Raw genomic sequence first — 15145 nt, forward strand, 5'->3', positions numbered from 1 at the left:
GCGGTGCTGGTGGCCTTGGCGGTGCTGGTGGCCTTGGCGGTGCTGGTGGCCTTGGCGGTGCTGGTGGCCTTGGCGGTGCTGGTGGCCTTGGCGGTTCTGACGTCCCTAGCGGTACCGGTGTTGGCGGTGTTCCCGGTGGTGTTGGCGTTGGTGGTGTTCCTGGTGGCGTTGGTGTTGGCGGTGTTCCCGGTGGTGTTGGCGTTGGTGGTGTTCCTGGTGGCGTTGGTGTTGGCGGTGTTCCTGGTGGCGTTGGTGTTGGCGGTGTTCCCGGTGCTATCCCCGGTGCTGCTCCTGGTGGTTCTCCTGGTGCTGTCCCCGGTGATTCTGCGCAAGGGGGCGGTGATGTTAGACAACGTACAGGATCTGTTCAGGGGAGTGAGTCTTCAAGTTCCTCTTCCGCGTGCGATGTTGGGAGTTATAAAAGCGTTGCTTCCATTTTCTGTGATGATTCTGGGAAGCATGTAATGAAGGGAAATATTATTCAGACGAATAAGAGTGACCAAAGTGCTGTGTATGCAACGATCAAACCTTCATCGAAGCCTTCTAGCGGAGTACAGAGGAATGTTGATGGGGGGCGTGATCAGAGTTCTGGTTTGAGTGAAGTAATAGCTCAAGTTACAGGGACAACTATTGTTTTAAATAATGCGTCCATTACGGGGATGGCTCCTACATCTATTCTAGTGGTGCCTCCTGTAAAAAGTAATTTAAGTGATGGGGTTAAAGGAACAGATGATGCTTCTAGTGTTGCGACTAGTGTTGCGACAGGGGTATTAGCAACGTCTTTTTCAAAAGTTCAGTTAGAACGTTCGCATATTAAGAAGTTCGAAGTTGGGGTTAATGCTCAACAGAACGGTGGAATCTACATGAAAGGCGGGGATGTCTATTACACTGCTATAGGTGCTGCGGCTGATAAGGGATCGTTTGTTATTTTGGATGGAGTGGTTTTAAATGCAGCTAGAACTGGTTTGCACAGTTCTGATGAGTCTAGAATAATGATGAAATCTGGAGAGATTAACTTTGCGAAAGGCGGGGTGGGAGTTATATCGGAGCGTAAAGGAATTGTTAAACTAGATGGGGTTAGAATAAAAATTAAAGAGGAAAGTGATGGGAAAGATATTCCTCCTGGTGTTAAAAGTTTTGCATTCCTTTCTCATGGAGGGTTTATTTCTTTTAATAATGGAGACGTTACGGGGACTGATGCAGTTGCTTTGTTTGTAGCTGGTGATATTCTTGAGACTTCTGATAGTTCTTATGCTGAGCAGGGTTTTCTTTCTCAGAATTCTTTGGTTGCTGGTGGAGGAGGTAATGTCGAACAGGCTAATCTAGTCTCTGACGTTCATAACGCTATGAATGGTGCTTATACTGATATTCTTTCGACTATTACAGGTAATGAAAATCTCTCACACTATCTAAATTATGTTGAAGAATCTGGGAGTGTTTCGGATATTTTGAAGCTTAGAGCTGAGATCAAGGAATCAAACATTAAAATTGGTGGGAGAGATTCTTATGGAATATCTTTTGGTGAAATAAAAGAAAAGAACCCAAAGGCTAAGAAACCAAATGGTAGTGAGCTAATTGTTTCTTTTGGGATACCTTATGATAAATTAAGTGAAAGAGTAAAGAGTGTTGTTAATAAACAAAAGCAGGTTGTTTCTTTAAAAAATACTTCTCTTTCGGTTCCTGAAGGTGTGGCTGTTTATAGTGATGGTATGAATGGTATTGTCCTTTTAAGAGAGGGGACAGTTCTTTCGGGTGATACATTCTTGAAGGCTGACCCTGATTCTAGGCTGTCGGTGTACGCTTTTAAGTCTTCGATCGTGGGTAATTCTCAAATTGGTAAAGATGCTAGTGCTAGACTTTATTTGTCTAATGAATCAGGATGGTATTTAGCAAAAAGTAATAATAGGAATCTGAGACAGATAAGTACGGGGGGGGAACAAAGTACGGGGAAGGTGATAGATAAGCGTTGTGAAGGTTCGTATATTTCATTTGTAAGTCTTGAAAATAGTACGATTGCATTTTTACCTCCAAGAGATGAAAACGAAGGTTATCAAACGCTGCATATTGGAGAAGAGGAAGGTGTAGTTTACAGTGCTAGTGGAGATTCCAAGATTTATGTCAACGCGAGTTTTGTTTCTGACGATTCAAATAACGTTAAACTTTTGTCTGATCAACTTTTGATTTATGGTAATGTTACTGGAAAAACTAAGGTTTATGTGAACGACTCGTCCGTCATAAACACTCTAAATGGAAAGTTAAGAAATGGAGAACAGGTTCAGCGTCAAACTATACAAAATCAGGCTGACCAAAGGGAAAATAGAAGTGTTCCTAAACCTATTTCAATTGTCCAGGTTTTTGGAGAAGCAAGCAGTGATTCCTTTGAGCTTGCTAATACATATGTTACATTGCAGGGTTCGCCTTATCAGTACATCCTTCGCGCTAATTCATTACAATATAGCCTTCCATCGGGGGGAACAGAAAAGCTATGGAATTTTAACTTAGAAAGTAAATTGGAAAGTGGAGCTGATGGATCCGTTAATTCTCCAGTATCAAAGGTTCAACCTAATGCATCTGGTACCCCCACACTTGAGTCTGGTGCCTCCGCGCCTGATGCTGGTCGCTCTGCATCTCAGGGTGGTAATCTAGCATCTCAGGGTGGTACTACCCCCACACTTGAGCCTAGTCGCTCCGCGTCTGAGCTTGATGTCCAGACATCTCAGGCTGGTGGCTCCACACCTCAGGCTGGTGGTTCCACACCTCAGGCTGGTGGTTCCACACTTCAGGGTGTTAACCCCGGATCTGAGCCTGGTACTCCTGTATCTGAGCCAAATACTCCCGCATCTAAACCTAGTGGTCCTACACCTCAGGCTGGTAACCTAGCACCTCAGGCTGGTAGCCCCGCACCTGAGGCAAGTGGTCCTTCATTATCTCAGACTGGTTCGCTTGAAAAAGATAATGTAGATCTTTCTAACTTGGTTGTATCTAAGACACGTGGATCTTCTGGATATACTCTATCTCTCTCGCCTGGAACTCCCACATCTGACGAAGAGAGATATGGAAATATGGTAGTGACAAAAGACGGTGTGGATATTGTACTTTTGGGTCAGACGGGTGACGTTTCTTATGAGCTAGGAACTGATATTCTAGAGTATAGTATAACAGATGGAAATGGTGACCTTATAACATTTGATAGTAGTTATGATAGTATTAGTGTTATAAAAAATGCATCTACTGTAGATCCACTTAGTACGCCTACGGGGACAGATGGAACGACTCTTTCTCAATCTAATGAAGAATCTGAAGATGTAAGAACCATTACACATGAGAGAACTGAAGTACCTGAAGCAAGTGAATCTGGTATCTCCACATCTGAGTTTGATACTTCTGCGTCTGATGCTGGTAGCCTCGCATCTCAGGATGGTAACCAAGCGTCTCAGGGTAGCAGTTCCACATATGGGATTGACGATTCCACATCTGAGCTTGATAGTTTCACATATGATGTTGATACCCCTACATCTGAGCTTGGTACCCTTGCATCTGAGGTAGGTGAATCTTCTGGACATACTCTATCTCTCTCGTCTGGAATTATCACATCTGACGGAGATGGATATGGAGATGACGGAGATGGATATGGAGATGACGAAGATGGATATGGAGATGACGAAGAGGGGGATGGAGATCTCGTAGCGACAGAAGACGGTGTGGATATTGTACTTTTGGGTCAGACGGATAACGATTCTTATGAGCTAGGAGCTAATACGGTAGAGTATAATATAACAGATGAAAATGGTGAATCTATAACATTTGATAGTAGTTCTGATAGCATTAGTGTTACAGAAAATGCATCTACTGTAACTCCACTTAGTACGCCTACGACGACAGATGTAACTACTCCTTCTCAATCTAATGAAAGATCTGAAAATGTGAGGACTATTACGCATGAGGGAACTGGAGTATCTGAAGCAGGAGCAACTCCATCTGTTGTTTCTCCTTCTGTCTCTATCGTGCCTAAGCAAAAGGAATCTCTCGTGAATCCTGTTCTAAATGCTTCCGTAGGCTCTAAACCGTCTGAAACTGTTACTGTTACAGAATCTAAAAAGACAGTATCTCAAGGTTCATTGCCTTCTGTTGTGAACTCTACTGGTTCCACGAAGCCTACGGCAGGTTCCAAGCAATCTATTTCTGCAAAGCCTATGGCTTCTTCCGTAGGTTCTAAATCATCTGGAACTGTTACTGTTACAGAATCTAAAAAGACAGTATCTCAAGGTTCATTGCCTTCTGTTGTGAACTCTACTGGTTCCACGAAGCCTACGGCAGGTTCCAAGCAATCTATTTCTGCAAAGCCTATGGCTTCTTCCGTAGGTTCTAAATCATCTGAAACTGTTACTGTTACAGAATCTAAAAAGACAGCATCTACAGTTTCATTACCTTCTGTTGTGAAGCCTACTGATTCAACGAAGTCTACGGCAGGTTCCAAGCGACCTATTTCTGTAAAGCCTGTGGTTTATAAGGAATCTAGGGTACCCGCTGTTGCAGATGTTAGCAGTGCAGGTAAGAAAGGTACTTCTGTTGGGTGTAATGGTATTGGGGGAACGGGGCAATCGCAAAGCTCTATTTTATGCAGTGATGGCAAGTCATACACAGTCCAGCAGCTTACATTGAAAGCAAATAATTCAACACAACATTCTATGCATGTAAAAAGTGGTACGAATATTAAGCTAAACGCTGCAACCATTATTGGTCCGAATTCTGGTAATGGAAATGCCATTGATCTTGCTAAAGTGAGTTCTGTAAGTGCTGTGCTTGCAGAAGAAGATGCAGAAGTCGTTTTAGAGAATAAATCAGTAATTCAATCTTCTGTGATTGGGCTTGAGGCGCAAAGTGGCGGAAAGGTTAAGATGACTGGTGGGACAGTCGATGCGCTTTATGTAGGCGCTTTGGCGGGTTCTGGATCATCTGTTAATTTAAAGGATACAAAAATTAACGTGACGGGGGATTTGGCTGCGGCTGGTTTGGTAAGTCTAGCTGGTAAGGTGTCTATGGACTCTGGGGCTATTACTCTGACAAAAGGAGTGGCTGTGAGGTCAGAAGCTGGGGGAAGCGTTGAGTTAGACAAAGTTGATATTACTGCGAAAAAAGGACAGGGTAAGTTAGATTCCGCAGATAACTTTGGGCGTGCAGCTTTTCTGTTGAGTGATAATGCTTCTGTTGATTTTAAGAATGGGAATGTTGTGACTGATGCTCATGCTTTGTGGATTATGAAGTCTGATGATAATGTGGTTGAGACCGGCTCTTCTAGGAGAAGGAGATCTTCTGAGGTTCGTCCTACTACGAATCATGCAAATATCGAGTCTTCTATTGTTAGAGTGGAAGGTGATGGAACCTATGGTATATATTTTGATGGACTAATACAGAAAGAAGCGAGTCAACAAAATCGAAGTAAGGATTTAGCAACTGAGAAAGCAATTGTTGTTAAGCGGAGTACTGTATCCAAACAGGAGAAAACACCTATAAGCATAACAGGGACAGTTTCGTTGAAAAAAACTGATTTTGAAGTTGCAAGTGGTATAGCGATCTATGGTAATAATTCTGGTGGTCATGTTTCATTAGAAAATAAAACAACTCTTGTTGGTGACTTGTTGTTGAAGGCTGACAATGATTCCAATATATCGGTTTTGGTTGATAGTTCTATTGTTAAAGGCGATGTGCGCGTTGATAAAAGTTCTTATGCAAAATTAGATTTAATTAATCAATCAGAATGGATTCTAGAAAGAAGTGCACAGAGGAATTTGGGTACTCCAGATTTAGGATGTGTGGATTCATGCATTTCTTCTGTAAGTCTTGTAAATAGTACTATTGATTTTGCATCTTCGGAATCTGAAGGAAAATATCAGACTCTCCATATTGGAAATGGGAAAGGAATAGTTTATGCGGCACAGGGTAATGCTGCAATTCATCTCAATGCACGTTTAAATCCTCGTGATCCGAGTAATCAGCAAGTCACTGATCGGCTTGTCATTCATGGTGATGTTTCTGGAAAAACAAAAATACATGTACGAGGTGATGCGGGCAATGTAGGAGATGGTAAAGCGAATGCCAAGATTGCTCATACTGTTTCAATTATTCAGGTCTATGGTCAAGCAAAGAAAGACTCTTTCCAACTCGATGGCAATTATGTTGCACTGAGAAACTCACCTTATAAATATACTCTTCGTGCTTATGGTCCAGAAGCGACTTCGAAACAGGAGCATGTGCAACAGAAATTTGTTAAGGATGGTGGGGAGTTTTGGAACTTCCGTCTAGAAAATCAGTATGTTAAGTCTATGGGATCTGCTGCCCTTCCTGAAAAATTTGTAAGGTCTGTTGTTCCACAGGTTCCAACTTATCTTATCTTGCCTAATAGCGTATTCCATGCTGGTTTGATGGATATCAGTAATCAAAACAAGCAGTTGGACACATTGCGGATGACTTCTAATGGAATGGTAGAGGTTCGTGAAAATCCTGCTTTATACTTGCGCGGCTATAGTGGAAATTACCGTTATGCTTCGGATCTGTCCACACTTGAATATGGTTACGGAGGTGATCTTGACTATCATGGTGTAGAGGCAGGTGTTCTGCTGCAAACTATTGAAAGCTCTGATAGCACTATATCCTTTGGTGTTATGGGAACTTATGGAAAACTTTCTCTGCAGCCTTTGAATGTTGAGCAAAGTAAGAAGAGTGCATTTGATAAATGGACTGCTACGGTATATGGTAGCGTGCAGCATAATGTTGGCTTCTATGTCGACGGTCTTTTATCCTATGGTCTGTTCAAAGGTGATGTTCTCACTCTTGCACGGGGTAAGACAGCAACATTAAAAGGTAATCCTTTGAGTGTTTCTTTAACTGGTGGTCAGACAATTGAGACAGGATATAAGGGCTTTGTCTTTGATCCGCAGGTTCAAGTTGTGTATCAACATCTCCAGTTTAATAAGGCCCGTGATATTGACAATTTTAATATTGAAATGGGTAACCTTGATCAGTGGGTGGCACGTGTTGGTGGACGCTTAACCAAGACTCCTACAGGCTCTGAAGGCGTGAATGCTGTTTCTTTCTATGGTAAGCTTTATCTTGCTCATGGTTTTGAAGGAAAACAGCCTGTGCATTTCAAGGATGCTTTCAAGTTAGGGGCTTTTGGTTCTTCATTAGAGGCTGGATTAGGCTTTAATGCCAAATTGTTGCCACAGTTCTCTCTGCATGCTGATATTCTCTATCAACATAAGCTTAATAAGGCTGGTTTTTCTGGAGCAAGTTTTTCTGGAGGAATACGTTATCAGTTTTAATATAAGGTACAGTATGTACTTTTTAGAAAAGGCAGCACAATGTGCTGCCTTTTTTCTTTGTAACAACTTGTGTTGCTCTTAAAAGCTTTTCATCTTCTTGATTGAGCAAAAAAGACATAGTTTGTTTTATGTATGAGAGCACTTTTCTGCGCTAAAGCGAATTTTCTTAAAGTTTATGCTGCTACTGATACGATAGAGTGCCTCACTTTTATCGGCTTTTTAAGCGTTCAGCAGTCCAGTATGCGTTAGGTTATCCTTTTTGGTACTGTATTGATATTATCTAATATAATATTTGATGTTTTCTAAAACTCGTTTTTGAGAGTTTATTTTCCACTGATTTAACTCATTGTTTTATTTATCTCCTTGTGGATTAATTTTTTAAGGTCACAAGGTTTAGTTGTTTTTTTAATTAATTGCACGCACTGATTTTATTTTTTCTTTACACGAAATACAGAATGCATTATACACCTATAAAGTGCGATTATTAATTATTCTCTTATAGGTGGTTTTGGCGTAGAGCTTCTGCCAAATGTATTGGGATAATTCATTGCACAGTTCAGATGAGCATGAGGCATGTTCTTTTTGTTACACTTTTCGTGTTTTGAGGTGTGCAATGGGATGTTTTGCAGGTGCTTTTATTTTTAATGAGAGGGGAAGGAAAGTTTCGAGGGAACTATGATTAAAGTTTTTAGAAATCATGTATGTTTATGTGCTTGTACAACAGCTATCCTCTCTTTGCTTCAAAATGGAAGAGAAGTGTATGCGGCTGCAGAGGGGAAGGATAGTAAACCTTATGTTATAAAGGTTATCCCAGTTGTCTCTGCTAATTCTTCTCCTCATCTTAGCGGGAGTAATAAGCATAAGCTTCCTCTTAGTGGAGAAAGTGGGGGGAGGAATTATTATACTCCTGATATGATTCATGTTGGCGATAACGATGAGGGTATTCGTGGGGGGAGCGATTATCGTGAGCTGAGTGGAGTGGATGGAGAGAACGGATATCAGAAAAATGTAGATAATACGGTTAAAAATGAGCACTCGGATGGAAGAGGAGTGAATCCTGGGTTTTATTACTATAATGGGTTGTATTATATATGCGATAATTGCGGGGAGTCTAAAGGGGAGTCTAAAATTGATAATAAGTCTTATAAGATTACGAATGAAAACGCTTCCCTCTATCCTGATGAACCTACTGCTATAACGGTAAAAGGAATAGGCACAAGGGTTAGTGGGGAGGATGTGACTGTTAGTAGTCAAGTTGCTGATAAAATTTTTCTCGTGGGGGTGCATGTATTAGAGAACGGTAAGATTGTTTTGAAAGATCCGATTATCAAAAATACAGTTATAGCCCTTCGTGCGAGTGATGGCGTGATTGAGGTAAAAAATGGCAAGATTAAGGAAAGTAATGAGGGTGTTGACGCAACAGAGAATTCGTTTGTTCTTTTAGAAGATACAGAAATTAAGACCGCTAATGGGAACGCAAGCCTTTTAAGTTATGATCATTCAGAAGTTTGGATGTCAGGTGGATCAGTTGATTTTATGAACAGCCATGGGATTTCTTCGATGTTAGGTGGGGAGGTAAATCTCGAGAATGTTAAAATTACTGGGAAGGGTGACAAAGGTAAGGATCGTGCGGTTGTGCATACGGATTTAGGGGGGGCTGTTAATTTAAAGGGGACTACTATTCGTGCTATGGATGTCCATGGCATATTATTAGAAAATACAGTCGATTCTATTCCTCTGCAGGAAGTTAAAGATTTATCAAATGAAGATTCTGGTTCAAAGATTCCTGTGACTGAAGTTAATATGAAATCCTCTTCTGTTACTGTAAAGGGTAAGGGATCTTATGGTATCTATTTGCGGGGAGAGAAGCCATGGAGTGAAGGTGGGGATAAAAAAGAAGAAATTTCATCAGAGGAAGAAAAAGCTTTACCACGATTAGAAGTTGTTAATTTGGATAAAACAGAGTTTTCTGTTTTAGACGATGCGGCTCTTTATGGTAGAAACATTATTTCTGGTGCGGTGGGGTTGGTGCACAGCACTCTTCGTTCAGGGAATTTTTTATTAAAAGCTGAGGAAGGTGCTTCTATAACAGTTTTGGCTGATGCTTCTACTCTTGAAGGTCGCACACATGTTGATAAAAATTCTAATGCCGAACTTTATTTAGGAGGCCGTTCTAAATGGATTTTACAACAACCGTTGCAAAAAGATCAACATGATGCTGCTCATGATTCTTCTATTTCACTCGTTAGTCTTATGGGTGAGAGCTCTATTAATTTTAAAAGAGATGAATCTTCTTCTGCTGATGATTATCAAACTCTTCGTATTGGAAAGGGAAAGGGTGAAGTTTATAGAGCACGGGACGGTGCCTCTATTTCCCTTAATACATACTTGAATAGTGGTGGTGCTCTTGATCATCAAAAGACTGATCGTGTTTTAATTCATGGTGATGTTTCGGGAAAAACAAAGCTCCAGGTGCGTGGAGTTTCAGGAAGTCCAGGAGGATATACGGGAAGGGGAGGAAATGATCAAGGTATTTCAATCATTCAGGTTTCTGGACAAGCAGAGCAAGATTCTTTTCAGTTGGAAGGTGGTTATGTAGCATTAGATAAATTACCTTATCAGTATAAGCTTTATAGTTATGGTCCAGGGTCTCATTTGGGAAAAGCAAGCATGGATCAAAGATTAGTTGAAGGGAACGGAGAATTTTGGGATTTTCGCCTTGAAAGTAGATCTATAGATTCTGATGTTAAACCTAAACCGGATCCCGATCCAATTCCAGGACCAGAACCTTCTCCAGAACCAGCTCCGGAGCCTCATCCTAAGCCGGGAGTTAGGGTTGTTGTTCCGCAGGTTCCGACTTATCTCCTTTTGCCTAATGCCTTACGTCATATTGGTTTGATGAATGTGAACAATCAAAATAAGAGATTAGAATCTTTACGAATTTCTTCTGGGAGCTTATCAGAAAGTCGTGAAAATCCTCTCTTTTTTGTGAGCGGTTATGGCGGCAATCATCGTTATACTTCAAATCTTTCTGCGCTTGAATATGGTTATGGCGGCGAGCTTGATTATAATGCCATAGAGGCAGGTGTTTTGCTGAAAGCAATCGAAAATACGTATGGTTCCACTTCTTTTGGAATTATCGGGGCCTACGAGAGATTTTCTTTGCAACCTTTGAATGTTGAGCAGAGTCAAAAAAGTACATTTGATAAATGGTCAGTTACAGCATACGGTGGTATGCAGCATGATGCGGGTTTTTACGTTGATGGTCTTGTGTCTTACGGTTTGTTTAAAGGTGATGTTCTAACAACTGCACGTGGCAAGACGGCAACATTAAAGGGAAATCCTTTAAGTGCTTCATTGACTGCTGGTAAAACGTTTATGGTGGGGGAGAACGGTTTTGTTTTTGATCCGCAAGTTCAAGTTGTTTATCAATATCTTCAATTTAATAAAGTGCCTGATGTGGATGGCTTTGATATTGATTTAGGAAAACTTCATCAGTGGATAGGGCGTGTTGGAGGGCGTTTAACAAAGAGGCTGGTCGCAACTGATAAGGCTCAAGTTGTTTCTTTCTATGGCAAGCTTCATCTTGCTCACGGTTTTGAAGGAAAACAATTTGTGCATTTTAAAGATGCTTTTCAGCTAGGCTCTTTTGGTTCTTCGTTAGAAACTGGATTAGGTTTTAATGCCCAATTGTCTCAAAAATTTGCGCTTTACGGCGATTTGGTTTATCAGCACAAGCTAACGAAAGCTGGTTTTTCTGGAACTAGTTTCTCTGGTGGTTTGCGTTATCATTTCTAGTTTTGTTGGTGTTTCTGATTAATCTTTGAAAAAGCCACAAGTATAACTTGTGGCTTTTTCTCATTCTCTATTCATTTTGTGTTATAGCATTTTTACGAGAGTGTGACTTTGCATATCTTTAATATGCTTTTGGGTTGGACTTCTTTCATTTTTTTGAAAAGTTTGAAGAGTTTGTACGTTATGGTTTCAAAACGCGTATTTAAGAGTGATGATTATATTATTTATAATATGCCGATTGATAAAGATATTTTTTAATTCAGGATGCTGAAATATTTTCAATGCTCTTATGATGAACCCATAAAAAGCATTCCTTTGCATATTATTTGCATATTATATGTAAGATTGGCAAGGGGATAATTGTCTAAGAAAGGAGTCAATATAATTTGGGAAATCACCTTAAGAGGAGAGGATTTACAATATTAGAAATTGGCAAAGGAAAAGAAGATACTCAAGGGCAATGAGAGCTATATCCGATGAACTTTATATTATATCCGCTGTCGTTGTGAAATGGGGATGGCAAAAATGAGAGATATCTGAGAAAACTGATGAATGAGAACCATAATGACATATTGTTTTTGGAAAATGTGTTTTCTTAAAAGGAATGCGATAAATACCAGGATGAAGTCATGTATAATCTTTTACTTTTTAAAGATCCGGCTCTGAATGCGTTTAAATGTTATCAAGTTACATTAAAAGGAGGTAGTAAAAATAGGAACTGATTTTTACACATTCCTACTCTTTATTAGGCTGTCTTGCCACGAAGTTTGCTTAAAAAGGCATAGGTAAACTCTTGTTTTTCAATTTTGGTATATGTTTTGTCTGCTTACAAATACATATTGTTTCAATATAATATCTCTATCGTAAGGAGGTTGATTATACCCATTTTGGTGGGATTAGACAGCAATTAAAGCAGGCGTTTTTAATGCATGTCAACCGATTAAGGCTATTTTGGAATAACAACTTTAAAGGTGATTTTTCTGTCGTTCTTCAGTTATATTTTTGCAATTTTTTTGTAAAAGCAACAGATTTAGATTGTATTTTTGAGTAATTTTTTAATTCCATATTTACATAAAATACAAAAAATATTAATAAAATCACTATCTTTAAACCAAAACGTATTAAATTTTCTGGCTAAATCTCTTGATACGTTATGCATTGCTCTGTGATGGGCGGAATTATGGTGTAATTATGGTAAATCTATTTAAAAATCGTTTCTCCTTATGTACGTTCACGACAACACTTCTTTTTTTGACACATAATGTTGATGTGTATGCAATTTATTTTGAACATGTCGTTTGTTCTGAAAATGTTATACCTTTTCGGTGCGGTGATGGTAAGAGGTATGTAATTCATGATAAAAACTATCAGAAAACTGATGAAAATCAAGTTAAAGAGGCGGCCATAGAAGTATCTGGAACAGGGACATTGGTGGATGGGCAAAATATATTTATTACTGATATTTCGGATAAAAATACTGATTTGAAAAAAAACTTTTGGAAGTATGGTATAAAGGCGGATAATTATGGAAATGTTGAGATAGGAAGTGGAGGAATTCATTTGTCTCGTGGTATGGGAGTTCATACAGGAGAATGGGGAAAAGTTGGATTATGGGGTGTTTATATTATCGATAATGGTATTCAGGAGATAGATTTAGACAATCATGAACAAGGCTCAGTTTTTCAGATGACCCAAGAAGGTGGTTCTATTTATTACGGGGCAAGTAACGTTAAGGTTGCTAATGCCCACGGTGTATCATTGCTGGGAAAAGGAGGTTGGGTTGATATTGTACATTCTAACGTTTCCGTAAATAGTGATGTGTCTTATGGCATACGCTTTTTGGAAGGCGAAAAAGCTGGAAAAAAGCAAACAGAAAGCGCTTCTGTAAAAAAGGAGTCCTATATTTTTATGGGGGAGAAAGATTTATTTGGAAGTTTGCCAAAGACGAATTTACCTATGCGAGGGGAGGTATTTTTGGGAAATACTTCTTTTAAAGTTCCATATAGTACAGCTATTTATAGCAACAAATCCGGTGGTCTTATTAGACTTTTAGAAAAATCTGAAATTTCTGGAGATTTATTGTTGAAGGCTGAAGGAGGCTCTTTAGTAAAGGTTTCAGCTAATGATTCTGTGCTTGTCGGGGGAGTGCATATTGATGAAAGTTCTTCTGCTGAGTTTCTGTTAGAAAGTGGTTCAAAATGGACTTTATCACAACCAAAAAATAAAAATTTACGAAGCTTTGATTCTATAGGTGACTCATCGAGTTCGTTGATCCATCTTATTGATAGTTCTATTGTTTTTGAGAGCCCCACAGATAATACAACGAGTGATTATCAGACACTTCGTATTGGAAAAGGAGAAGGTGTTGTTTATAAAGCGCAGGGTGATGCGCATATTTATCTTAATACATATGTAAATAAAGGGGGAACTATTAGAAATCAAAAAACTGATAGGCTTTTGATTTATGGTGATATTGAAGGAAAAACGATAATACATGTGAAAAGCGTTTCAGGAAGTCCAGGAGGAAAAACGGGGAGTGGTGGAAATAACCAGGGTATTTCTATCATTCAGGTTTCTGGAAAAGCAGAGGAAGGTTCTTTTCAGTTGGATGGTGATTATATTGCATTGGAGGGATTGCCTTATCAGTATAAGCTCTATGCTTATGGTCCAAGATCTCATTTAGGAAAAGCGAATTCTGTTCAAAGGCTTGTCGAAGGTGAAGGAGATTTTTGGGATTTTCGCCTAGAAAGTCCGGATATTCAAAGATCTGCTGATTATAGACATACTTCTATGGCTTCTGATGTGGCTTCTAAACCTATACTTCCTGCACATGTTTCTTTTGCGGATGTTGTTCCAGCGCCTTCTGTGGATAGTCTTTCTAAAATTGAAAATGTTTCTCCGTCTCGACGAGGTGTAAGATCTGTTGTTCCTCAGGTACCAACTTATCTGCTTTTGCCAAATAGTTTATTCCATGCTGGTTTGATAGATATTAGCAATCAAAACAAGCAGTTGGAGAGAGTACGGACTCATCCTAGTGGAATGTTGGAAATTCGTGAAAATCCTGCTTCATTTTTGCGTGGCTATGGTGGGAGTTATCGTTATGTTTCAGATTTATCTGCGCTTAAATATGGTTATGGGGGAGATCTAGGGTACTATGCGCTAGAGACAGGTGTTTTGCTACAAAAAATTGAAAATGTTGACAGTGCTATATCCTTTGGGGTTATGGGGTCTTATGGAAAGCTCTCTCTACAGCCTCGAGATGTTGCACAAAGCCAAAAAAGTACATTTGATAAATGGACTGCTACAGTCTATGGCAGTATGCAGCATGATGCAGGATTCTATGTTGATGGTCTTTTATCCTATGGTCTGTTTAAGGGAGATGTTCTGACAACTGCTCGGGGTAAGACTGCAACATTGAAGGGTAACCCTTTAAGTGTTTCCTTAATGGGTGGTCAGAAAATTGCCACAGGATATGAAGGTGTTGTTTTTGATCCACAGGTTCAGGTTGTTTATCAACATCTTCAATTTAATGAGGTTCGTGATATTGATAATTTTAATATTGAGATGGATAAACTTGATCAATTGATGGTGCGTATGGGGGGGCGTTTAATAAAGACTCTTACTGCACCTGAAAAAGATCGTGATGTTTCTTTCTATGGAAAGATTCATTTTGCCCATGATTTTGGCAAAGAAAGAGCTGTGCGCTTTAAAGATTCTTTCCAGTTAGGGGCTTTTGGTTCTTCTCTAGAAGCTGGATTGGGTGTTAATGCTCAATTGTCTTCAAAGTTTGCTTTGCATGGAGATGTGACTTATCAGCACAAGCTTACCAAGGCTGGTTTTTCTGGAGTAAGTTTTTCTGGGGGTCTTCGCTACCATTTTTAGATAACCATAAATTATAAGATAAGTTTTACACAATTATAGAATTTTGTATGAAGTATAAAACGAATATTTAAGTTTTATACTTCTCATTTTTCGAATGTTTAACTTAGCGTTATTGCAGGTGTTATCTTCTTTTATATAAGGGGGGA

3 protein-coding genes are annotated in these 15145 nt (G+C 39.6%); all 3 read left to right on the forward strand.

The window, feature by feature from the left end; translation table 11 throughout:
- Positions 1 to 1709: 1709 nt before the first annotated feature.
- The 3 genes from ACFIJK_RS06815 (at position 1710) to ACFIJK_RS06825 (ending at position 14999) form a co-directional block, all read left to right on the forward strand.
- The gene (locus ACFIJK_RS06815; protein ID WP_375627327.1) at positions 1710 to 7322 is read left to right on the forward strand and encodes an autotransporter outer membrane beta-barrel domain-containing protein; all 5613 of its coding nucleotides are present in this window, start codon (positions 1710 to 1712) and stop codon (positions 7320 to 7322) included.
- Between the two features lie 675 nt (positions 7323 to 7997).
- Entirely contained in the window at positions 7998 to 11120 is a 3123-nt protein-coding gene (locus tag ACFIJK_RS06820) for an autotransporter outer membrane beta-barrel domain-containing protein (RefSeq protein ID WP_375627316.1), read from the forward strand.
- 1188 nt (positions 11121 to 12308) lie between these two features.
- Positions 12309 to 14999 (forward strand): autotransporter outer membrane beta-barrel domain-containing protein, encoded by a 2691-nt coding sequence (locus ACFIJK_RS06825; RefSeq protein ID WP_375627317.1) that lies wholly within the window; start codon positions 12309 to 12311, stop codon positions 14997 to 14999.
- Positions 15000 to 15145: the final 146 nt, after the last annotated feature.

The sequence above is a fragment of the Bartonella sp. PS17NMGDW genome (assembly GCF_042193555.1).
GTDB classification, from domain to species: Bacteria; Pseudomonadota; Alphaproteobacteria; order Rhizobiales; family Rhizobiaceae; genus Bartonella; species Bartonella grahamii.

Excerpts from the sequence above, each read along its gene's own strand:
- ACFIJK_RS06815 (WP_375627327.1), top strand. The coding sequence starts at position 1,710 with ATGAATGGTATTGTCCTTTTAAGAGAGGGGACAGTTCTTTCGGGTGAT.
- ACFIJK_RS06820 (WP_375627316.1), top strand. The coding sequence starts at position 7,998 with ATGATTAAAGTTTTTAGAAATCATGTATGTTTATGTGCTTGTACAACA.
- ACFIJK_RS06825 (WP_375627317.1), top strand. The coding sequence starts at position 12,309 with ATGGTAAATCTATTTAAAAATCGTTTCTCCTTATGTACGTTCACGACA.